Consider the following 21,538-nt stretch of genomic DNA (forward strand, 5'->3'; position numbering starts at 1 on the left):
CCGACTGATTCAAGAAGTCAGTGATATATCCACTTTCTAACCTACTTACCAATTACTCATTACCAAGATATGACAAATAACAATAATTTCCATTAAATAATTTACTTTCCCGTCAACGCTTTGAACGTTACGCCCAAAGTTACACTAATTCACATTTTTACTCTCCCTAACACCATGCTGGATGGTAATATAGATCAAAAACATTTCATTCAAACACAAAAAGAAACTATTGAACGCCTCACCAATTTAGGCATAATTTGAAGAATAAATAATTCCCTGTTTCCAATGACAAAACCAATAGAAGTCCGCAACCCCCGCACAGGTAAATTTGATTATGTCATCATTCCCCCACCCCCGAAATTGCTTTCTCAGCAATGTCATCGACTCCGTAGGGGACAAAATGCTTGGCAAGAAATCGGTATAGAAGGTAGAATTGAAGCATTAAAAGAATGGAAACAAGCGATATTAACAGAACGTAAATTATTAACAGATGCCTTAGTCAATGATACAGGTAGATTAGCAACATCAATATTAGAAATAGACTCTTTTTTAAATAGCATTGATAGATGGTGTAATTTAGCTCCCCAGCTATTACAAGAAACCGCAAAAAACACATCTATTCCCTTTATTGCTTTACATCAAACTGCTGTTCCTTACCCCCTAGTTGGTGTAATTAGCCCTTGGAACTTTCCCCTTTTATTATCTACAATTGATACAATTCCCGCCTTATTAGCTGGTTGTGCGGTGATAGTAAAACCGAGTGAAATTACACCCCGGTTTGTTGCACCTTTAACGACAACATTAAACACAATTCCCCATTTAAAAGATGCCTTAAATTTTGTCGAAGGTGCAGGACAAACAGGATCGGTTTTAATAGAAGAAGTAGATTTAATTTGTTTTACAGGTAGTGTAGAAACAGGAAGAGTAGTAGCAGAAACCGCTGCGAGAAACTTCATTCCCGCCTACTTAGAATTAGGTGGAAAAGATCCCGCAATTGTCTTAGAATCAGCAGATTTAGATTTAGCAACTTCAGCGATTTTATGGAGTTCTGTTGTCAACACAGGACAATCATGTTTATCAATCGAAAGAATTTATGTAGCTGAATCTATATATGAAGAATTTTATCATTTATTAGTTACAAAAGCCCATCGTTTGCAACTAGCTTATCCCACAGTTGAAAGTGGAGAAATAGGACCAATCATTTGCGAAAAACAAGCAGCAATTATTAAGGAACATTTAAAAGATGCCGTTGACAAAGGAGCAATAATTCATTGTGGTGGTAAAGTAGAAGAAATAGGTGGTGGTTGGTGGTGTCGTCCCACAGTAATCACCAACGTTCACCATTTTATGAAAATCATGAACGAAGAAACCTTTGGTCCAATTATGCCAATAATGCCTTTTTCTAGTATTGAAGAAGCCATAGATTTAGCCAATGATTCTATTTATGGATTAAGTGCTGCTATATTTGCAGAATCAGCAGAATTAGCATTAGAAATTGGAATGCAATTAGATGTAGGAGCTATTAGTATTAATGATGCCGGTTTAACAGCTATAATGCACGAAGGAGAAAAAAACGCCTTTAAATTTTCTGGTTTAGGAGGTTCGCGCATGGGTCCTGCTGGTTTAAAACGCTTCCTTAGAAAAAAAGCCTTTTTGATTAAAATGAACACCAGTAAAGACCCTTGGTGGTTTAATGATTCAGAATAGGGGAAGGTGACAGGTTACAGGTTACAGAAAGAAATCTACCAATTACCAATTACCAATTACCAATTACCAATTACCAACGGCTGAATACTTACAATTCTCACACCTATCAATTGTATATGAAACTGCACAGAATCACCGACTTCATTAATTCAGCCGTCCTTATCCGCGTTCATCTGCGTTCATCTGCGTTTAATGATTCTGAAAATCTCATCCTTTGCAGTTTCATCTTACAGCAGTTTTCATGTATTTAGACCACACCCTAAATTACTTTACTTCTTCCTTTGCGCGAAACCTAAATCAAGATGTGGTTCATTTACATGAAAATAGCTGTAATTTAGTATCATAACTACTTATTCACTAACAAGGTAAAAGTATGGCAAAAAGCGACAAAATCAACTTTTCCACTCCTAGCGGTTTTCCCGAATTTCTTCCCAGCGAAAAGCGTCTCGAAGTATATTTATTAGATATAATTCGTAAAGTTTTTGAAAGTTATGGTTTTACACCTATTGAAACCCCAGCAGTAGAAAGGTTAGAAGTGCTGCAAGCCAAGGGAAATCAAGGTGATAATATAATATATGGTATTGATCCAATTTTACCACCAAATCGCCAAGCAGAAAAAGATAAATCTGGGGAAACAGGTTCAGAAGCAAGAGCTTTAAAATTTGATCAAACTGTTCCTTTTGCTGCTTATATTGCCCGGCATTTAAATGAATTAACTTTTCCCTTTGCGCGTTATCAAATGGATGTAGTTTTTCGGGGAGAAAGGGCAAAAGATGGACGTTTTCGGCAGTTTCGCCAATGTGATATTGATGTTGTGGCTCGTGGTAAACTCAGTTTATTATATGATGCCCAAATGCCAGCAATTATCACCGAAATATTTGAAGCTATTAATATAGGTGATTTTGTCATTCGCATCAACAACAGAAAAATTCTCACCGGGTTCTTTCAATCTGTAGGAGTAGCTGAAAACCAAATTAAAGCTTGTATCAGCATCATTGATAACTTAGAAAAAATAGGAGAAACCAAAGTCAAGCAAGAATTAGAAAAAGAAGGTATTTCTTCAGAACGAACAGAGAAAATAATTGAATTTATCAAAATAGATGGTAGCGTTGATGATGTTTTAGATAAACTCAAATATCTAGGTTTAAACTTACCATCAGCCGAAGAATTTAATTTAGGAGTGAGTGAACTAGAAACCGTAATTAATGGAGTTAGAGATTTAGGAGTTGCTGATAAACGTTTCTGTATTGACTTATCAATTGCTCGTGGTTTAAACTATTATACAGGAACTGTTTACGAAACAACTTTAATTGGACATGAAGCTTTAGGTAGTATCTGTTCTGGTGGCAGATATGAAGAATTAGTAGGAATGTTTTTAGGGGAAAAAATGCCGGGCGTTGGCATTTCTATCGGCTTAACTCGGTTAATTAGTCGCTTGTTAAAAGCAGGGATTTTGAATACATTACCACCCACACCAGCGCAGGTAATGGTAGTGAATATGCAGGAAGATTTAATGCCTGTTTATTTAAAGGTATCACAACAATTAAGACAAGCAGGAATTAACGTTGTTACCAATTTTGATAAAAAACAATTGGGTAAACAATTTCAAGCCGCAGATAAACAGAGAATTAGATTTTGTGTGATCATTGGTGCTGATGAAGCAGCAGCGGAAAAATCATCACTCAAAGATTTACAAACAGGTGAACAAATAGAAGTTGTTTTGGCAAATTTAGCTGAAGAAATTAAACAAAGGTTAGGTATAATTACATCACTGTAATAAGTACCTAAACCTTCGTTTATGAGCTTTTTACGTCCCACATCTCCTGAGTGGTGAAAATTGCGGTAAGGTGGTTGTTAAATTATCAGCGTGGGGTGAGACACCTGATGGGTATAACACTACACCCAATATTCACAAGATCAGAAATATAATAATTGATGAATTGATTCCTTTGGCTAGGTGTCAATTAATTAGGGCGATCGCACAACCATAGTAAAACTATCAAGTACAACTATAACGGAACTGCGATCGCTTCTTTTATCAATTGATAATTGATAATTGATAATTGATAATTGATCACAACATAAATGAAGAATACATCAGAAAACACTTTAAAAGTAGCTCAACAAGCATTTGAGCATTTTACACAAGGACTAGAAACTGGTGAATGGCAAGCCTTGTTAGATATGCTTACCGATGATTTTACCTTTTGGTTTCCTATGGGTAAATTTCAAGGTTTAAATACAGGTAAAGAACGAGCAAAAGAATTTTTTGAATATGTTTCTGAAGCCTTTAAACCAGGACTAAAGCTAACTTCTTTAGACAACATTACCAGCAACGAAAAAACAGTCATCTTTGAATTTCGTGATGAAGGCAAATTATTTGGACAACCTTATAAAAATCGGGTTGCAGTTGCCTTTGATGTGCGCGGTGATAAGATTTGCAGCTACAGAGAATACTTTGGTAGTGATGGTAAATCGTATTAAAGTCATTAGTTATTAGTCATTAGTTATTATTCAAAAACTTTTCCTCCCCTACCTCCTCTCCTGACTCCTGACTCCTATTTAATATTAATTTTTCTCCGCATCTAAACCATTAATTTCTCGACATTTAACCTCAGCAGCTTGATAAGCATCCAAATATTTTTGATCACCTAACATTACATCCCCATAATATTCATAAGGTGCATCACCATAAATTGGTAAAGGATCATCTTCAGGATAATCTTCCTCTGATTCTTCAATAATTGCTTTTAGCTTTTTCACAGTCAAACTTTGGGCAGGAAAATACCAAATGCTCTCTGCTTTTCTTTTTAAATGAGGAAAAGTCGGATCAATAATTACATTTTCTAACTCAATCCAAGCGTGTTCAACAGGTTTATATGGATTACCACTAAAAACTATAAAACCTTGAACATACTTTGCACCCTCAGTTATCAAAACCGCTTTATAAGCATTATCAAAAGGCTTTTTCGCTTTACTTTTGATACTTTCGGCAACTTGTAAAGACAGTGATTCATCTAATAATTTATTCATGGTGAAAATTATCATCCTTTAATACAGTCAATTCTATCATCTCTTAATTTCTGCACTTTTGCGGAACAAGAAGCAACAGAATTGAATCAAAACTGGGAAATTAACCCGCACTATTGAAGGTCATGCTGGGGGTATTTATGCTTTAGCTGTGAGTAAAGATGGTAAAACTTTAATAAGTGGTAGTGGTGATAAATCTATTAAGGTTTGGCGATTATAGACAATTTATACAGCACTTCCCAGTGCTATGAGGTACAGAGAATAAAACTCTTGCGATCCGCTCACTGTGTACCTCATCTCTTCGGCAACATTTCCTCATAGATTATTTTTCTTTGTCTGAATCAGGATGTCCAGGATTCAAGGATTTACAGGATGAAATTTCAAGTTTTTCCGTTTCAATCCCTAATAGGGATTATTGTTAATTGCAATTATGCAGAAACATTAGGTTTACCACCATAGAAAGTTTCAATCCCTAATAGGGATTATTGTTAATTGCAATTCTGGCTCTCCGCACCCAGGAGCAGAGAGGAAAATATATGTTTCAATCCCTAATAGGGATTATTGTTAATTGCAATTCATTCGTTGGCTCTTTGATTTTGCCTTGGGCGTTTCAATCCCTAATAGGGATTATTGTTAATTGCAATCTGGACTACAACCATAGCCAAGTTACTGGTTTTAAAATACCGTCTCGTTTCAATCCCTAATAGGGATTATTGTTAATTGCAATGAGAATGATGAAAGCAATAATCACGTCAGACTTGTTTCAATCCCTAATAGGGATTATTGTTAATTGCAATTCTTCTGCCATTGCCTTCTCCTGCCCTCCTGATGTTTCAATCCCTAATAGGGATTATTGTTAATTGCAATTGGCAAGTCTTTGGCTATGCTTGAAGATGGGCTTAGTTTCAATCCCTAATAGGGATTATTGTTAATTGCAATAATAGATTGGGCAAAGCTACAAGGAATAAGATTGAGGTTTCAATCCCTAATAGGGATTATTGTTAATTGCAATAATAATGCTGATGGACAAATTGATTCAGTTGAGATTGAAAAGTTTCAATCCCTAATAGGGATTATTGTTAATTGCAATGGCGAAAAAATAAACTGATAATAATGACAATCGCAGTTTCAATCCCTAATAGGGATTATTGTTAATTGCAATAATAAGAACTTTTAGCCAATATTTCAATTGCTGGAGGTTTCAATCCCTAATAGGGATTATTGTTAATTGCAATACTACTGAACCTATTCCTGGTGGTATTCCCACGGATGCGTTTCAATCCCTAATAGGGATTATTGTTAATTGCAATCTGCGATCGCTCTCTTGAGTTTATCAACAGTTAGTTTCAATCCCTAATAGGGATTATTGTTAATTGCAATTGAGTCTTACCACTTCCAGAAGTACCGATAATTGCGTTTCAATCCCTAATAGGGATTATTGTTAATTGCAATACCAGACAAGGCAGCACCAGAAGCGCCAGCACTGTTTCAATCCCTAATAGGGATTATTGTTAATTGCAATAGTCGGATGGTTTTGGATCGGAATGGAACTTCACGTTTCAATCCCTAATAGGGATTATTGTTAATTGCAATAGCCGGAGTCTGAAACCCTTAGTATATTTAGTTTTCAAGGTTCGATTGCGCGGATGACATAATCATAGTCCATTTCAGGAATCGTGTCAAGAGCAAAAAACGCCCAAACCCAGTCTGTGTAAGGTGCGCGAGTGTCTGGAGAACATAAATAGCCCCAAAGTCAAGCCTATCAAGAGATACAGCCATTTTTTGACAACACCCATTTTTTACACCCCCCCATCCGCGCCAACTAGAGCTTGTCCTAAGTTGACAATTTTATAGACCAAACTATACTTATGTTGACAAAAATGGACATAAGTTGGCTCAGAAAAATGCCAACTTGATATATAATCCTCAGATATCAAGTATTGAATAAGACTATTACCGACGCGAAAACCAAGCATTGATAGTGGTAGTCTGTTTCCAAATCTTAACTTGAGAAAGTCGCGTTGGGCTACAGCGTGCAAGTCTACCGAGGGATAGCCGCTCCCATGCTCCTGTTGAAGTAGAAAATAAAGTCTAGCTTTGTCTAGGTTTTATATAGCAGAATGATAGCAACAGGCAAGAGGTCAAAAAGGTAACTAAAATAAAACCTAAACAACAACAGACTATCAAAGCTGTCACCTGTCACCTGTCACCTCTCACCTGTTACCTCTCACCTATTTACCCAAGTCAGGAAAAACCTCTTGTACAGCGGGATGTACTAAACAATGATTTTTCACATTCAAACCTTTACCTAAAGCGGGGTTAACTTCTAAAGCTTTCACACCCAAATTAGCCAACTGCACCACATAAGGCAAGGTACTATTATTTAAAGCTTGAGTAGAAGTCCAAGGTACAGCACCGGGCATATTAGGAACTCCATAATGTACCACACCTTCATCAATATATACTGGATTGGTGTGAGATGTGGCGTGTAATGTTTCCACACATCCACCTTGATCAACAGCCACATCCACAATTACCGAACCAGGACGCATTTGTTTCACCAATTCACGAGATACTAAAATAGGTGCTTTTTTACCTGGTATTAACACTGCACCAATGACTAAATCAGCTTCTTTTACAGCGGTTTCAATGTGAGCAGAATTGCTATAAAGTAATTCTACTCTAGAACCAAATAAAGTTTCTAAATAAGATAGCCGTTCTACATTGACATCTAAAATTTGTACCGAAGCACCCATACCTACAGCAATTTTAGCGGCTTCTGTTCCCACAACACCACCGCCTAAAATGACGACTTTACCAGATTTAACTCCAGGTACACCACCTAAAAGTACACCTCTACCACCTTGTTGACGTTCCAGAAATCTTGCACCAAATTGTACAGCTAACCGTCCTGCAATAATGCTCATGGGCGTGAGCAAAGGTAGTCTATTTACTCCTGGTTGTTCTACGGTTTCATAGGCGATCGCACAAGTTCCAGCATCAATCAAATTTTCTGTTAATTGCCGATCAGCCGCTAAATGTAAATAAGTAAATAATAACAGGTCTTCTCGCAAAAACTTATACTCTGTTTTTAAAGGTTCTTTGACCTTAACAACCATCTCCCGATGCCATGCAGATTCTGCTGTATCAACAATTTTTGCTCCCGCACTACGGTAATCATCATCTGTAAAACCAGCACCATCACCAGCCATAGTTTCTACAAACACAGTATGACTGCTTTCCGTTAGAACCCGCACACTAGAAGGACTCAAACCCACCCGAAATTCTTGATCTTTAGTTTCTTTAGGTACACCGATTTCCATTTATTTATAACCTCTAATTAACCTCTAATAATTTTGGATTCACTATGATTCACTCTAGAGTGCAGTATTTGTTCCACTCCGTCCGTATTCAATTATTCAAAATCGCAAATTTAGCGATCGCTCCTCCCTTGACGAATCTTCCACAGTTCTTACAATAGATAAAGAAACATTAAAAATTGTAAAGCAAGGGTTTGCATCAAGCTATCCCAGATTCTTGTATAAGAATCTCAAGCTCAAACCCCATCACTATTTCAGAAAAGACAGTTAAGTTTCGTTTGCCAATCACCATTTTTTTAGAGAGGAACTTTTGATTATGACACAACCACAACCAACCGTTACCCCCAAATTAGAAGAACCCAAATTTGGTTTTAACGAATATGCTGAACGTTTAAACGGGAGGGCAGCTATGATTGGTTTTATCTTAATGGTCGTGATTGAATATGTCACTAATCAAGGTGTACTTGCTTGGTTGGGTTTGAAATAGTTAGAGTAGGTGACAGATGACAGGTGACAGGTGACAGGTGACAGAGTTACTCAGTATCTGAGTTTTATCATCTGTTAATGTCCTCACCATCTTGGCAGTTGCTGTACCACTGCAAACCAACGATTTCAACTGTAAGCTAGAAATTAGAACAGTAAAAACCAGTTGGATCATCCAACTGGTTTTAACTTTATAGAAAACGTATGGCAATATCTGTATATAGTATGGTGAATTACCACACATCTATTTTGAACCCAGAAAACTATAATGTGAGATACCTTGATAGCTAGAAATGATAATTGAATAGCAATTGCGCTATTGTGGAACAATTTACAAGAAAAGTTAGCGGAAAGTAAGCTGTGATGAACGCTATATTACCTCGTTTTTTGAAGTCAGCCTACCGGAAAGAACCTATCATTAGTGTATTAGTTACAATGGGTATAGTAGATGCACTGATTGGTGGTTTAGATGATAGCTGGTCATTATTCACCTTTGGTTTAGGAACAACAGGAGTAGCTTTAGCCTTGAAATTATGGCGGATGCAGCAGCAACCCCCCATCTCAGAGGAAACTGTAGTGCAACATTATTTACCACCTCAACCCTCTAGTCCACCATTACCAATCATTACAGTTTCCAAAAAAAAACCACGTCAAAATAATTGATAGTTGATAATTGATAATTGATAATTAGGGGTTGCTGAGAAAGTCTTTCCGTGAGGGTATAGGAGTCAGGAGGAGATTTTCAAATTTCTTTGCCATCTCTCAAAATCCCAAAAAATGCACACTTTTTCAGGTATACCCTTCAAAACCCTTGCACTTTTTTCCTCTTTATCAACAGTTCGACAAGCTCACTGACCACCTGTAACCCTTGATATATCTGGGTTTTACATTTATTCAGCAAGCCCTAATTATGGATTAATGCAGAAGAGAGAGATAATAGCGAGCAATGAAGCAAGCAAGGGAGGTCAGAGATTTATTTCCTCGTCAATTTTCCATTGTCAATTTTCCATTGTCAATTATCAATTGATAAAAAAACCCCCTGGATGGGGGACTGGAATTCAAGTGGAGTGAATAACCACAAAATAAATACCTACAATAAATAGAGTAATCCGAACAAAATTATCCAGATTACGTCCACAAAGTGCCAGTATAATTCAGCGGCTTCTATCCCGAAATGATGTTCATTGCTATAGTGTCCGGGAGTACGCGATCGCCACAACACTGCCAAAATCGCTAAAACCCCGATGGTTACGTGCAAACCGTGAAAGCCGGTGAGAACATAAAACGCACTAGCGAAAAGATTGGTAGTTAAACCAAATTCCAGATGAGTATATTCATAAACCTGGCCTACCAAGAAAATCGCACCCATCAGCGCAGTAATAGCTAACCAAGTACGCATTCCCTTAGCATCATTTTTTTTGATGGCAGTATCAGCATTGTGCATGACAAAACTACTGGCAATCAAAATTATAGTATTCACACCAGGTAACAACAGTTCTAACTCTGGTGTACCTTCCGGTGGCCAGACAGGTAAGGTAGAACGGAAAGCTAAATAAGCTCCGAACATACCCATAAAAATCATACCTTCAGCAATCAGAAACACGACCAAACCAAACAAACGATGATCTGGATGTGCTTCATGATGGGCATCTACAGCCTCATGACGATTTTGTTCAATGATCGTAGTGTTAGCTATTTGACTTTGCATGAATTTTTTATTTGGTAATTGGTAATTGGTAATTGGTAATGGGTAATGGGTAATTGGGAATGGGGAATTGGGAATTGGGAATGGGTAAACATCAAACTTATTAAACAATCACCAATCACCAATCACCCATTACCGAATTTACACGCCAGACTCAATGGTGGGATAGGGTTCGTCTGGTTTAGCACTTAATACTTTACTGACATCAACATTTTTGTGTTTCACGCCGTAGTCGTAGGGACCAGTAGTTAAAACCGGCAGTTTCTCAAAATTCTCAATTGCCGGTGGTGAAGTCGTCATCCACTCTAGGGTAAGTCCGCGCCAAGGGTTATTAGGTGCTTTTTCACCATAGAACCAACTCCATACCGCATTGATAATAAAGGGTAATGTGGAAATGGCGAGAATATAAGCTCCATAGGTGCAGATTTCATTCAAAGTGGTAAATTTCGGGTCATATTGGGCAACACGGCGATTCATACCCATCATTCCTAGTTTGTGCATGGGTAAGAAAGACATATTTAAACCCACAATGGTTAAGGCAAAATGAACCTTACCCCAAAATTCGTTCATCATCCGCCCTGTCATTTTCGGAAACCAGTGATAGATAGCGGAGAAAATGCCTAACACACTACCACCAAACAGGACATAATGCAGATGGGCAACGACAAAATAGGTATCGTGAACGTGAATATCAAAGGGGACAGAGGCCAACATCACACCACTGACACCGCCCATCACAAATGTACCCACAAAACCCATTGCAAACAACATAGGGGTATTGAGTTCAATTTTGCCACCCCACATAGTTGCTAACCAGCTAAAGATTTTGATCCCTGTGGGTACAGCAATGATCATGGTAGTGATCATAAAGAACATCCGCAACCAACCGGGAATACCACTGGTAAACATATGGTGCGCCCAGACGATTAAACCTAAAAAGCTGATAGCCAAAGAAGAATAGGCGATCGCCTTATAACCAAATATCGGTTTCCGGGAATGTACAGGGATAATCTCAGAAATTGCCCCAAAGAAAGGCAAAATCATGATATACACCGCCGGGTGAGAGTAAAACCAGAACATATGCTGGTAAACTACCGGATCACCGCCCCCAGTGGGATTAAAAAATGTAGTCCCTGCTAATAAGTCAAAAGATAGGAGAATTAACGCCCCAGCGAGAACTGGTGTAGATAGCAATACTAAAGCCGAAGTTGCCAACATCGCCCAACAAAACAAAGGCATTTGATGGACTCCCATACTGGGAACACGCATTTTTAAGAGGGTGACAATAAAATTAATCGCCCCCAAAATTGACGATGTACCCAATAGCAGGACGCTAATGATCCAGATCGCTTCACCCACTTGGCCTGTTACCAAACTGAGGGGAGGGTAAGAAGTCCAACCAGCATCTGGGGCATCACCCACAACCAAACTAGCGATCAGTAATAGACCGGCTGGGGGGATCATCCAAAAAGCCACCGCATTTAAACGAGGAAAAGCCATATCCCTAGCCCCGATCATCAGCGGGATGAGATAGTTAGCAAAACCCGCCCCTGCTGGCACGATCCACAAAAAGATCATGATCGTGGCGTGGAGTGTAAACAAGCTGTTATAAACTTCCGGGGTGACAAAATCCACCTCTGGGGTGCGTAATTCTGTCCGCACCAAATCAGCCATTACTCCGCCAATACAGTAAAAAATAAAGGATGTAACCAGATATTGAATGCCGATTACTTTATGGTCGGTATTAAAGGTGAAAAATTCCCACCACTTTCTTACCCCTGGTTCTTCCTGGAGGTGAGAAATATTGGTAGTTTCTTGTAATTGTGCTTGGGTCATTCGATTTTGGATTTTAGATTTTAGATTTTAGATTTTGGATTTACAGAACTTACAGAAAAAACTTCTCAAAACCTCTTACCTTCGTGTCCTTAGTGGTTCATTCTTCCGTAACTTCTGCGTAAGTCTTGTTAGTGAACTTGATGTAGCATTTCCGAGTGAATACCCATTTCCTGGATATAGGGGGCGAGAAATTCATCTACTGACATATCTGCTGGGTTCATGGCCACAGCTTGATTTAAGTTGTCTTTACTGGCTACTAGCTGTTCTTGCATCCAACTATCAAAAGCTGCTTGGGACTCTACTATTACTTGAGTTTGCATTGCGCCGTGGTATGGTCCACAGAGTTCCGCACACACTACAGTATAAGTACCTTCTTTTCTGGGTGTAAAACGAACTTCTGTTTGTCTACCGGGGATCACATCTTGTTTGAGGCGAAATTCTGGCACCCAAAAAGCATGAATGACATCGTTGGCGCTCATGTTCAGTTCTACTTCTTGGCTAATGGGAACATGAAGTTCTCCCACTGTCACCTCTGTATCTGGGTAGGTGAACAACCAAGCATATTGTAAGGCAGAGACGTTAACAACTAACTGCGGCGCTTGTCCTTCTTTTTCCCGACTTGCGCCCAAGGTGGGAGCGACACTACCCACACCAGGAGCATTTTGCATTTGGGGAATTTCTGTATTACGAACTGCTGCGGTGGCTGGATCTTCCATAGCAGCGTCAAATTTTTCTTGATTCAGATTTGGTTTTGTGCTGCCAGGTGTATCGCTTAAAGTGGCTGCAATAGCAGTTCCCGCCATGGACATTGATTCTTCCATGATTGGTGCTTCATGGGCTGAATGGGGATTTAATCCACCAATTTGGTTGTACACATCAAAGCTGTAAACGGAAATACCAATAACGATAATTGCTGGGATCGCTGTCCAGAGTATTTCTAAAGGTACATTACCTTCAATTGGTGGACCATCTTCGTTGTCACCTGGACGGCGACGGTATTTTAAGACAGAGTAGAGTAAAACGCCTTCAACTATGAGAAATATTCCTATAGAGACGGTCAACATCGCACTAAATAGACCATCTATCAATACGGCTTCATCTGCTGCGGCTGCGGGTAACAGCCCGTGATTTTGACCGTACCAAAGACTGACCAGGGTTAGCACGATGCCTATGATTAGTGTCCAGATCGAACTTGGAATTTTCACGGCTTAACTTAATGGAATTAACTACGTTGATTTCACAGTAACTCACTTACTAAGGTAGTGCAGGGTTGGGTATCTTGACTCTCAATGTCTGAAATTTTTATTAAATTTTTTAACTATGTCGCTAATCTTGAGTAAAGGTATCCATAGTCATGTTGTCAAGAATAAATGATAATTAAAAGCCAAATTTAAGGAAAATTTTAGAAAATTTCCAGTGAAATTTAAATAAATGTCAACAATTAATTATTGCTATCTTAAAAAATGCCTAAATCTTACAGCGAAAAGTTGTGTTGGTGATTCAAAGTATAAGGTAACGTCAATTTTTCAACCCTAGTTCATAAGTTAGGGTGGAGATAGGTGACTGGTGACTGGGGACTGGGGACTGGTGACTGGTGACTGGTGACAGAAAGTAAAAAGCAAAAGTTAATATTCTCCCCCCTGCACCCTGCACCCTGCTTCTTCTTCCCCTGCCTCCCCATCTCTCCACATCTCCATTTCCCAACGGTTCAACTCACGCAATTTAGGTCAACAGACTATTTTAAATAGCTTCTACCTCAAGCGGTGATAAGGTATCTTTGATGAACGAATTTGTCCTAGAACAACAAAATGAAGCGGCCGCACCACAAAACAGCCCCAAGGAAGTGATTCGTCGCTTGGTGTGGAAAATTTGCATAGCTACTTTAATTTTGATGGCTATAGGCAGTGCCACCCGCGTGATGAATGCTGGTCTTGCTTGTCCAGACTGGCCTTTGTGTTATGGGGAATTAGTGCCGGCTAAACAAATGAATCTCCAGGTTTTCTTGGAGTGGTTTCACAGATTAGATGCAGCTTTGATTGGTTTTAGCGCGATCGCCTTAGCTGGTTTATCCTGGTGGCATCGTCGGGTTTTACCTCACTGGTTGCCTTGGGCTGCAACTTTTGCTTTGTTTTTAATTGTCTTCCAAGGAATTTTAGGAGGACTTACCGTTACCGAATTGTTGCGGTTTGATATTGTGACTGCCCATTTGGGAACGGCGTTATTATTTTTCACTACCCTTTTAGTCATTGGTACGGCACTTAGCCCTTATCAAGGTACGGGAACTGTAGGAAAACTGCCTTGGGTGGGTTTGGTTGCTGCGGTTTTGGTTTATCTGCAAAGTTTACTTGGCGCTTTGGTAGGTTCTCGCTGGGCTTTGCATCAATGTTTTGTCGGGGATCAACTTTGTGGTGTGATGTATAGCCACATTTTTGGTTTAGTACCACCAACGTTAGCAATTTTAGCTGTTGTCTTAATTTCCTGGCGTACACCTGCTTTACATCCTGCTTTACGAAAATTGGCAAATATGGCAGGTGGGTTATTGATTTTACAACTGCTGTTAGGTGTTGCCACCTTCCGGTTACATCTACAAGTCGAACCTCTCACCGTAACTCACCAAGCTGTCGGTGCTACTTTGTTGGGTACTTTGGTGGTATTTACGGTTTTAGCTTTGCGTGACAGCACGGTTAGTCATGCTAATGGGTAATGGGTAATGGGGCATGGGGCATTGGGCATTGGGCATTGGGCATTGGGTTATTAATCTCCCTACCCTGCTTCCCCTACCTCTTTACTGTCACCTGTCACCTATTCCCTCAGTTATTAACAAATTTAAGCAAAGAGAGAGAGCTAACATGATTGAGACTAATGTCTCTCGTCGCCACCATGATTCATTTTTTCAGGTGATTCAAAGTTATTATCAGCTAACTAAGCCCCGGATCATTCCGTTGCTGTTAATTACAACGGCTGGTAGTATGTGGATTGCTGCTAAAGGGCAAGTTGATCCTTGGCTATTGTTAGTAACGCTGCTTGGTGGTACTTTGGCTGCTGCCAGCGCCCAAACAATTAATTGTATCTATGACCGCGATATAGATTATGACATGGAAAGGACGCGCCATCGTCCTATGCCTTCTGGTAGGGTGCAGCCTCGTGATGCGTTGATTTTTGCGATCGCTCTGGCTGTGGGTTCTTTTACTCTCTTGGCTGTTTTCGCCAATCTCTTGGCTGCACTTTTAGCATTTTCTGGTATCGTTTTTTATGTCTTGGTCTATACCCATTGGCTAAAACGCCACAGCACTCAAAATATTGTTATTGGTGGTGCTGCGGGTGCAATTCCGGCTTTGGTTGGTTGGGCTGCGGTGACAGATACTTTAAGTTGGGCAGCTTGGTTAATTTTTGCCATTGTCTTTTTATGGACTCCCCCTCATTTCTGGGCTTTGGCGTTAATGATTCGGGATGATTACGCAAAAGTAGGGATTCCGATGTTACCTGTGGTTGCAGGTGATAAAGCCACGGTGAGACAAATTTGGTTTTACACGGTAATTACTGTAACTGCTACAGTATTACTGTTTTATCCTTTACACGCTAGTGGTATTGTGTATATGGTAATTGCTTTGACTTTGGGTGGGGTATTTGTCCATAAGTCTTGGCGGTTGTTACAAAACCCAGAGGATAAAACTGTTGCTAGGGAGTTGTTTCTATATTCCATCTCTTACATGATGTTGCTGTGTTTGGGGATGGTGGTGGATAGTTTACCAATTACTCATCATCTTGTGAGTACAATTCTTAGTCAGTTGCATTTGCTTGGTTAAGAAATTTACACAAATAAATGCAACGAAAAAGCGATCGCATTCCTGGGTTTTGGGGGTGCGATCGTTTTTTTAGGATAGGTAACAGGGAACAGAAGGCAAGAAGCAAGAGGTAAATATTTCTCCCCATCTTCGCTGTCAACTGTCAACTGTCAACTGTCAACTGTCAACTGTCACCTATTTCTACAGATCATAAATTAAACACTCTAGAGCATCTGGATACATTTCACAGTAACTTTCTAGGGATGTCTGACGATGTTTTGCTTGTTGTTGATGGGCTTTTTCTGCTTGCAATTCTTCAACTATATCCCAAGCTACTGCACAGTTAGGGGAATTAATACCGTTTTGATCACAAGCTTCTCTGGCTTCGGCAATAGCATCTAGTATTGCTTGTTCAATGGTTTTTTGTTGATTTTTTTCGGAGTTGTTTGCAGCGTTAACTCCGTTGAAGGTTGTCATGATACTTTCACCTTTTTTCGAGTGAGATAAAGATTGATATGGGGGTAATAAGGGATATCAATTAATTCTGATCCTGATGGTGATATCCTCTGAAAACTTCATCAAGCAGTATTGGCTCAACTCTGATTAATGTTAACAATTTAAAGAGAATTTTTTAGTTAATTACTATACTGTTTTTGTGGTTGAGATTTAATCCCCTTGCGGGGAAGAGAGATGGGAGATTGGTAAATTTAATCATCCAGCATCTCACGGATTAATATTTTCGTCATGGCATGGAATCAATCTTGTAATGGGATTGGACTCCAATTCAGCATAGGACGATAGTTTGTTTCCGTCCCCTGACGGGGAATTTTACATACAGACTATTTTATCATTTTATTTTATTCAAAATATCTTTTATCTGCTGTAATTTCTCAAAACACTTACCTACTTCTGATTCATGTCCTTGGAAATAATCTATTGCACTGGTGTATTTGACACCTTCTAAGTATCTAGATTTTCTACTCGCACTTTCCAGATCATTATACAATTTCTCTAGACTTCTGTTATTCAGTTTCTTTGCAAGTTGACGAACATAACCCCGACGAGAGTCATGAGGAGATTTTTCTGGAAATTGATTTGATATATCATCGCCTTTATGACAAGCATAATACTCTACCCAGTGCAATGCTGCATAAAAACACATAGTTATCGACCAATCGGGATAAACACTTTCGATACTGCGTGCTGCATTCTCATTACTTTGAGCTTGCACAAGGTAACGTTCACAAGTCATGATTTATTGGCAGAGCGAGACTAGAGATAATTAAAGCACAATGAAGCTAGGATAATTACTTGACTACATTGAATTTAGGAGAATTACTTAACCACATTTTTGGTCTAGTTACCTCCTTGCCTTGTTTGTGGTCAGAATCAGCTACTATGGCATCTCTGTGCAAATACAATTTATCTACTATTTGAGGGCGAAAATACCACTCTTCCGCAGAATCATCTATTAATTTCCATTCACAATCAATTACCAGATCCTGAATTTTTTCCCAGGTTTGGTCGGATAATTCAGTATCTGCTTTTAGCTTAATTTGAAAATCAAGCCAATGAATATCTGGAAAGCTAGTAGCTATTGCTATAACTCTTTCTACCTCGTCTATTTCTGTAACTATTTCTTCAACTAATTTTTGGATTTCAGGAAGAATCAAACCATAAGTTTTTGCTGAGTTGGCAGGAATTAAGCGTAAATAACCTAAAGGAGACGAATTAAGTTGACTCCAAGTCGTGTTAGTCTCAAGTTGTCTGCAAGACTTTGGCAATAAGTTTTCCTGCCTTGAACTACTATTATAAGTCATACTTCTCCGTTCAAAAATTCATCTAGTCTATCTCTTAAAAATGCTGCGTGCTGTCTAGTAAATGCAAAATTTATCGGATTTGCAGTTGATGATTGTTGGTCATCTTCCACAAATGGACTTTTTGAAAGCATTCCTGCTATTAATATCCTATGTTCCTCATCAATTGCTACTTGCACACCAGTAACCAACAACACCTGATTTTGTTCCTGTTTGCTCATAATTTACTTTTAACCTCTACTTTCTATAAAAACTGGAGAGCTAAATACTGCTGTTAAACCTAGATTTACTCTACCTAGAATTTTATGATAACTCTACAAGAAGTAGAGCTATCATAATCAAGCAGGCTTGTTTTTAAGCTACTTTAATGATGAAAGTAGGATTTAAAGCCAGGAAAATAGAAGAATTAGTAACAACCTGGAGTGTTACTTGAGACTGAGTAACAGTTTTGTACTGTTGTTGAAAAGATTCACAATGCGTCCATGCGGAATATGAGTCAAATCCTGTTTTGAAGCTTGACCCTGATCCAGTCATAATCTGACCTCTTAAAACTACTCTTTGATTATAAAGAATTTTGCGGTCAATAGCATCAAATTTATCCCTAAGTTGGTAAAAAACTATTAATCAAATACATTTAACACTTTTAATACTCCCATCTTCTTTCAAAGCAACAATTTTCACATTTACTATCTGTCCTTCCTTCAAAACACTTGCTTTTTTCGGTTCTTTCTCAGTCAGCTTAATGACTCCCAATATTTCATAAGTAACCCTGTTACCACTGTTAATTTTAGTAACTTTTGCTTCTATTACATCCCCTTCTTTAAACTCTTGAGACTCCCTAACTTTAGCTATTTCCGCTTGACGTGCTGACTCGACAACTGGTGCTGCGGGTGTGATAATTTCCCCCACAGGAACACCTGCATCTTTGTAATATCGCATTAAGCGAGATACCCAACCTAAAATTTGCAGAATAGTTTGAGCATCACTGTTAGGTTTAAAATACTGACTACAGGTAATTTCTATATTGCGATAATATCCAAAAGTTTTACCACTGTGTCCAATTTGTTTACCGTCTTTAACTAAGGTTTTGAGATAGGTTAAAAATCGGGATGTAGCATCAGATTTATCAATTATTGTCCGCAGATATGCAAGGATTTTACCTACTTCGTTGACATCTGTATCTTCTTGGACTAAAGTTTGTGCGATCGCATGAGCAATTTCCCATTGTCCATCTGTTAAACTCATAATTAATACATTCCTTCTGGTGGTAGTCTATCACTGGGATAACGTAAAATAGCTGCAAGTTCTTCTAGTTGTGGTTTTTGAATCAAGCGTGAATGTGCAATTTGAATATATTTCTGGATAAATTGCACTAATTTAGCTCCATTTAATTCGTCATCTTCACTTATTTCATAAGTTGAATAACGCTGTTTTAGATTTTGCGGTTGATTGATTTTATCTACATTTACTGTCATTGTTCCCATTCCAATAGGTTTACCACCTCCTACTTTTAAAGCAATGGGATATTTTTTGTCTTGTCCTAAAACAATTAATAATGTTCCTAATTCTTCAGGAAGTAAATTTTTAAATTGTATTTCTGTTTTAAATGTATATTCTCTTCCTGCTTGTTGTACAGAAATTCCTTCTTTTTGTCCTTTGTCAATCGCTTTAGAAGTATTAAAATAAAACTTCCTTCCAGCAACTTTACCCCTTTCATAATATGCTTCACATTTGGGACGTGGAGCATATAAAGAAGGCATAAATCCTGTGGAGAAATTGACTGTTTCACAGTTAGCATCATTAAATTCTATCAAACCCTGCCAATCTAATGCACCAAATACCCGACTAGCAGGACAAAGTTTTTCTTTATTTTTACAAGGTAAACGTTCTGGAGGAATTTTATCTTTATATCTAGAAGTGATAACTGGTAAGGTGCTATTAGTAATTGCTTCATAGACAGAACGAATGCAACCTTTTAAAGAACTACCTTGAATTGATAATTTATTATCAACTCCTTGCACCATTGTTTTAATTAGAGAAATTTTTGTCCCAATATCGCTACCCAAAACTACAGCACCAGTGGAAACATGAAGGGGTGTTTGCACTTTTAAAGTCAGGTAAAGTGTACCGTGTAACCTATTTGAATCATATTTATGATGTCCATAGGGACGCTGTAAATTAGGTCTTTCTTTGGGAAAAGATACAAAATCATAAGGTTTGGGATTTTCTGAATCAGATGCACGTTTAGGAATTGGTTTTTTCGGTGGTTGGTAAGTCATGTTTATGATTATAATGTGAGTGCTACAAAATGTACAGTTGCGGTTGTTTGATCTAGAAAATATCGTTGTTTTATTTCTAGATGTTTGGGATAATTAAAACCTTTGGGAAAGCGGGTTTCTGTAGATGGATAAAAATACGCATTTCTTTCTTCTAGTTGCCATTTTTTTTCTAATGGTTTAAATTCTGAATTTGCCCCATTAATACTTAAAAGTAAAACTTCATAAGTATTATCTTTTTTGTATTTCCATCTTAGTTCAAACTCATGATTAAACATTTGTCCTTCTAACATGGGAAATTGAAATTGCTCACTAATCGAGGTTTTCTCGAATTTATTAATTCCACTGACTCTATGAGTCCAACGTAGAAAATAATAGGTATGATCTGTGAGTGATTTATTGATTAATTCTAATAAATCTAATAAATCTGAAACTGATAAAGGATGTTCTTTATATCCTACAAAAGCTGTCATTTTGCACCTACCAGATACTTGTCAAGTCATTCATTATAAAAAACCTCTCTCCAAACCTCTCTCCTGCAAGGAGAGAGGCTTTATAATCCCCATTCCCTTGTAGGGAAGGGGGGTAGGGGGGTTAGGTTTTTAAGGCTTATTTGTCTCATATAGTCTTCTGAAAATACCCGTCTAAACTAATACTTGACTCCAAGACTTAACACTGCGGGAAAATAAATCATGAACATTTCCCTCTTGCCAAGTTAATTTTACACCAAAATCTAAATCCATCAATTGTGCTGCTACTGGTGTATCTTGACTATCTTCTAATGGAAAATTATAAGATTTTGCATCATTTTCGGTTAAAAATTCACCTACACCTAATAAAAAAGTGTTTCGCCATTTTTTGTTAGTACCGAAAGCGCAGATTTCTTGTTTATCTTCTGATAAAACACAACCAGGATATTCAACAACGGCTTTATTTAGTTTGATTTTTACAGTTCCTAAACCGCGAGATTTAGCAAAACCTAAACCAAACCAACCATCGTTTAAATCACGCAATACCAAACCAATTAAACCTAATTGTGCTAAGGTGAAGTTTTTTAAATGTAGTTTGGTTTTAAATTCTCCCGCAGTACAAACTTGATAATTGAATGGTCCGACAGCGACAGAACCAAATACTCTATCTATTGCTACACCGTTTCTTTCTTCTGTTTTTAATGGTTTAGAATTATCAGGATAAGCATCTTCTATTCTGATTCTACTGGCAATAGAAGTATTACCAAACATTTGATCTGTAAATGATGATTGTTTATATATTTCATGACTTGATAAGTTTTTAGGTAAATAATCACCTTTCATTGGATCACTTGCCCAAAGTTTTTGGGTATTATTATCACCTCCTACTGTTCTGACAATACGTTCAGCATGAGCGCGAATAGCACCTTTTAAACTGCTTCCCGGTAAATATATTGTACGTCCTCCAGCGTGATAGGTTTCCACAAATTCCATGTCTGGTTTTGTGGGATCTGCTCCTTCTTTACCCGATTTTATCAGAATTGGACCATCGGGAATGATGGTTAAATCTATGGTGCAGTGATTGACGAGTTTTTTGTGCATATCTTTTA

21 protein-coding genes, 1 pseudogene and 1 CRISPR repeat array are annotated in these 21,538 nt (G+C 38.2%); of the genes and pseudogenes, 9 read left to right on the forward strand and 13 right to left on the reverse strand.

Features of this window, described 5'->3' with window-relative positions; genetic code table 11:
- Positions 1–92: 92 nt before the first annotated feature.
- The 4 genes and pseudogenes from IQ237_RS26155 to IQ237_RS06690 form a co-directional block, all read left to right on the forward strand.
- A pseudogene (locus tag IQ237_RS26155) lies at positions 93–261 on the forward strand (nitrilase); the annotation flags it as partial.
- Between the two features lie 24 nt (positions 262–285).
- Positions 286–1,707: an aldehyde dehydrogenase family protein gene (locus IQ237_RS06680; protein WP_194053530.1), complete on the forward strand. Its 1,422-nt coding sequence runs from the start codon at positions 286–288 to the stop codon at positions 1,705–1,707.
- Between the two features lie 373 nt (positions 1,708–2,080).
- Positions 2,081–3,484: a histidine--tRNA ligase gene (gene hisS / locus IQ237_RS06685; RefSeq protein WP_194053531.1), complete on the forward strand. Its 1,404-nt coding sequence runs from the start codon at positions 2,081–2,083 to the stop codon at positions 3,482–3,484.
- 308 nt (positions 3,485–3,792) lie between these two features.
- Positions 3,793–4,191 (forward strand): nuclear transport factor 2 family protein, encoded by a 399-nt coding sequence (locus IQ237_RS06690; RefSeq protein WP_194053532.1) that lies wholly within the window; start codon positions 3,793–3,795, stop codon positions 4,189–4,191.
- A gap of 84 nt (positions 4,192–4,275) precedes the next feature.
- Here IQ237_RS06690 and IQ237_RS06695 read toward each other — a convergent pair whose 3' ends face one another.
- Complete coding sequence (locus IQ237_RS06695; protein ID WP_194053534.1) at positions 4,276–4,740, reverse strand: hypothetical protein; 465 nt, start codon at positions 4,738–4,740, stop codon at positions 4,276–4,278.
- An 85-nt stretch (positions 4,741–4,825) separates the two neighbouring features.
- Between IQ237_RS06695 and IQ237_RS06700 the strand changes: the two genes are divergently transcribed.
- Positions 4,826–4,957 carry a WD40 repeat domain-containing protein gene (locus IQ237_RS06700; protein ID WP_194053732.1) on the forward strand — a complete coding sequence of 44 codons (132 nt, stop codon included), beginning with the start codon at positions 4,826–4,828 and terminating at the stop codon, positions 4,955–4,957.
- Positions 4,958–5,129: 172 nt separating this feature from the next.
- Positions 5,130–6,330: direct repeats of the CRISPR family, unit length 37 nt; unit sequence GTTTCAATCCCTAATAGGGATTATTGTTAATTGCAAT.
- Positions 6,331–6,968: 638 nt separating this feature from the next.
- On the opposite strand, the gene ald is transcribed toward IQ237_RS06700, so the two are convergent.
- Positions 6,969–8,060 (reverse strand): alanine dehydrogenase, encoded by a 1,092-nt coding sequence (gene ald, locus IQ237_RS06705; protein WP_194053536.1) that lies wholly within the window; start codon positions 8,058–8,060, stop codon positions 6,969–6,971.
- Between the two features lie 313 nt (positions 8,061–8,373).
- Here ald and IQ237_RS06710 point away from each other — a divergent pair, with 313 nt between their 5' ends.
- Positions 8,374–8,544, forward strand: a complete 171-nt coding sequence (locus tag IQ237_RS06710; protein WP_096569692.1) for a chlorophyll a/b-binding protein — start codon at positions 8,374–8,376, stop codon at positions 8,542–8,544.
- Positions 8,545–8,903: 359 nt separating this feature from the next.
- Positions 8,904–9,203 carry a hypothetical protein gene (locus tag IQ237_RS06715; RefSeq protein WP_194053538.1) on the forward strand — a complete coding sequence of 100 codons (300 nt, stop codon included), beginning with the start codon at positions 8,904–8,906 and terminating at the stop codon, positions 9,201–9,203.
- Positions 9,204–9,630: 427 nt separating this feature from the next.
- Here IQ237_RS06715 and IQ237_RS06720 read toward each other — a convergent pair whose 3' ends face one another.
- The 3 genes from IQ237_RS06720 to IQ237_RS06730 form a co-directional block, all read right to left on the reverse strand.
- Complete coding sequence (locus IQ237_RS06720; RefSeq protein WP_194053540.1) at positions 9,631–10,248, reverse strand: heme-copper oxidase subunit III; 618 nt, start codon at positions 10,246–10,248, stop codon at positions 9,631–9,633.
- Between the two features lie 138 nt (positions 10,249–10,386).
- Positions 10,387–12,081: a cytochrome c oxidase subunit I gene (gene ctaD / locus IQ237_RS06725; RefSeq protein WP_194053542.1), complete on the reverse strand. Its 1,695-nt coding sequence runs from the start codon at positions 12,079–12,081 to the stop codon at positions 10,387–10,389.
- 128 nt (positions 12,082–12,209) lie between these two features.
- A complete protein-coding gene (locus IQ237_RS06730; RefSeq protein ID WP_194053544.1) occupies positions 12,210–13,286 on the reverse strand; it encodes a cytochrome c oxidase subunit II in 1,077 nt (358 codons plus the stop codon).
- Between the two features lie 575 nt (positions 13,287–13,861).
- On the opposite strand from IQ237_RS06730, the gene IQ237_RS06735 reads away from it, so the two are divergent.
- The gene (locus IQ237_RS06735; RefSeq protein WP_194053546.1) at positions 13,862–14,785 is read left to right on the forward strand and encodes a heme A synthase; all 924 of its coding nucleotides are present in this window, start codon (positions 13,862–13,864) and stop codon (positions 14,783–14,785) included.
- Between the two features lie 145 nt (positions 14,786–14,930).
- A complete protein-coding gene (locus IQ237_RS06740) occupies positions 14,931–15,887 on the forward strand; it encodes a heme o synthase (RefSeq protein ID WP_194053548.1) in 957 nt (318 codons plus the stop codon).
- Positions 15,888–16,067: 180 nt separating this feature from the next.
- Here IQ237_RS06740 and IQ237_RS06745 read toward each other — a convergent pair whose 3' ends face one another.
- From IQ237_RS06745 to IQ237_RS06780, 8 genes are all read right to left on the reverse strand, one after another.
- Positions 16,068–16,343 (reverse strand): Calvin cycle protein CP12, encoded by a 276-nt coding sequence (locus IQ237_RS06745; RefSeq protein ID WP_194053549.1) that lies wholly within the window; start codon positions 16,341–16,343, stop codon positions 16,068–16,070.
- A 370-nt stretch (positions 16,344–16,713) separates the two neighbouring features.
- On the reverse strand, positions 16,714–17,118 hold the full coding sequence (locus IQ237_RS06750; RefSeq protein WP_194053550.1) for a HEPN domain-containing protein: 405 nt from the start codon (positions 17,116–17,118) through the stop codon (positions 16,714–16,716).
- A gap of 55 nt (positions 17,119–17,173) precedes the next feature.
- The gene (locus IQ237_RS06755) at positions 17,174–17,650 is read right to left on the reverse strand and encodes a hypothetical protein (RefSeq protein WP_194053551.1); all 477 of its coding nucleotides are present in this window, start codon (positions 17,648–17,650) and stop codon (positions 17,174–17,176) included.
- A 32-nt stretch (positions 17,651–17,682) separates the two neighbouring features.
- The gene (locus tag IQ237_RS06760; protein ID WP_194053552.1) at positions 17,683–17,904 is read right to left on the reverse strand and encodes a hypothetical protein; all 222 of its coding nucleotides are present in this window, start codon (positions 17,902–17,904) and stop codon (positions 17,683–17,685) included.
- A gap of 403 nt (positions 17,905–18,307) precedes the next feature.
- Positions 18,308–18,928: a hypothetical protein gene (locus tag IQ237_RS06765; protein WP_194053553.1), complete on the reverse strand. Its 621-nt coding sequence runs from the start codon at positions 18,926–18,928 to the stop codon at positions 18,308–18,310.
- Between the two features lie 2 nt (positions 18,929–18,930).
- Complete coding sequence (locus IQ237_RS06770) at positions 18,931–19,962, reverse strand: RAMP superfamily CRISPR-associated protein (RefSeq protein ID WP_194053554.1); 1,032 nt, start codon at positions 19,960–19,962, stop codon at positions 18,931–18,933.
- Between the two features lie 8 nt (positions 19,963–19,970).
- Positions 19,971–20,432 (reverse strand): hypothetical protein, encoded by a 462-nt coding sequence (locus IQ237_RS06775; RefSeq protein WP_194053556.1) that lies wholly within the window; start codon positions 20,430–20,432, stop codon positions 19,971–19,973.
- A 171-nt stretch (positions 20,433–20,603) separates the two neighbouring features.
- On the reverse strand, positions 20,604–21,530 hold the full coding sequence (locus tag IQ237_RS06780) for an RAMP superfamily CRISPR-associated protein (RefSeq protein WP_194053557.1): 927 nt from the start codon (positions 21,528–21,530) through the stop codon (positions 20,604–20,606).
- Positions 21,531–21,538 lie beyond the last annotated feature (8 nt).

Origin of the sequence: Sphaerospermopsis sp. LEGE 08334, from assembly GCF_015207205.1 — a bacterium.
In the GTDB taxonomy this organism is placed as follows: Bacteria; Cyanobacteriota; Cyanobacteriia; order Cyanobacteriales; family Nostocaceae; genus Sphaerospermopsis.

What these genes read in the sequence shown, in the direction of transcription:
- hisS (WP_194053531.1), top strand. Translation starts at nt 2,081, where the DNA reads ATGGCAAAAAGCGACAAAATCAACTTTTCCACTCCTAGCGGTTTTCCC.
- IQ237_RS06710 (WP_096569692.1), top strand. Translation starts at nt 8,374, where the DNA reads ATGACACAACCACAACCAACCGTTACCCCCAAATTAGAAGAACCCAAA.
- IQ237_RS06690 (WP_194053532.1), top strand. Translation starts at nt 3,793, where the DNA reads ATGAAGAATACATCAGAAAACACTTTAAAAGTAGCTCAACAAGCATTT.
- IQ237_RS06780 (WP_194053557.1), bottom strand. Translation starts at nt 21,530, where the DNA reads ATGCACAAAAAACTCGTCAATCACTGCACCATAGATTTAACCATCATT.
- IQ237_RS06720 (WP_194053540.1), bottom strand. Translation starts at nt 10,248, where the DNA reads ATGCAAAGTCAAATAGCTAACACTACGATCATTGAACAAAATCGTCAT.
- IQ237_RS06775 (WP_194053556.1), bottom strand. Translation starts at nt 20,432, where the DNA reads ATGACAGCTTTTGTAGGATATAAAGAACATCCTTTATCAGTTTCAGAT.
- IQ237_RS06695 (WP_194053534.1), bottom strand. Translation starts at nt 4,740, where the DNA reads ATGAATAAATTATTAGATGAATCACTGTCTTTACAAGTTGCCGAAAGT.
- IQ237_RS06750 (WP_194053550.1), bottom strand. Translation starts at nt 17,118, where the DNA reads ATGACTTGTGAACGTTACCTTGTGCAAGCTCAAAGTAATGAGAATGCA.
- IQ237_RS06715 (WP_194053538.1), top strand. Translation starts at nt 8,904, where the DNA reads ATGAACGCTATATTACCTCGTTTTTTGAAGTCAGCCTACCGGAAAGAA.
- IQ237_RS06735 (WP_194053546.1), top strand. Translation starts at nt 13,862, where the DNA reads ATGAACGAATTTGTCCTAGAACAACAAAATGAAGCGGCCGCACCACAA.
- IQ237_RS06680 (WP_194053530.1), top strand. Translation starts at nt 286, where the DNA reads ATGACAAAACCAATAGAAGTCCGCAACCCCCGCACAGGTAAATTTGAT.
- IQ237_RS06740 (WP_194053548.1), top strand. Translation starts at nt 14,931, where the DNA reads ATGATTGAGACTAATGTCTCTCGTCGCCACCATGATTCATTTTTTCAG.
- IQ237_RS06745 (WP_194053549.1), bottom strand. Translation starts at nt 16,343, where the DNA reads ATGACAACCTTCAACGGAGTTAACGCTGCAAACAACTCCGAAAAAAAT.
- IQ237_RS06770 (WP_194053554.1), bottom strand. Translation starts at nt 19,962, where the DNA reads ATGACTTACCAACCACCGAAAAAACCAATTCCTAAACGTGCATCTGAT.
- ald (WP_194053536.1), bottom strand. Translation starts at nt 8,060, where the DNA reads ATGGAAATCGGTGTACCTAAAGAAACTAAAGATCAAGAATTTCGGGTG.
- IQ237_RS06760 (WP_194053552.1), bottom strand. Translation starts at nt 17,904, where the DNA reads ATGAGCAAACAGGAACAAAATCAGGTGTTGTTGGTTACTGGTGTGCAA.
- ctaD (WP_194053542.1), bottom strand. Translation starts at nt 12,081, where the DNA reads ATGACCCAAGCACAATTACAAGAAACTACCAATATTTCTCACCTCCAG.
- IQ237_RS06765 (WP_194053553.1), bottom strand. Translation starts at nt 18,928, where the DNA reads ATGAGTTTAACAGATGGACAATGGGAAATTGCTCATGCGATCGCACAA.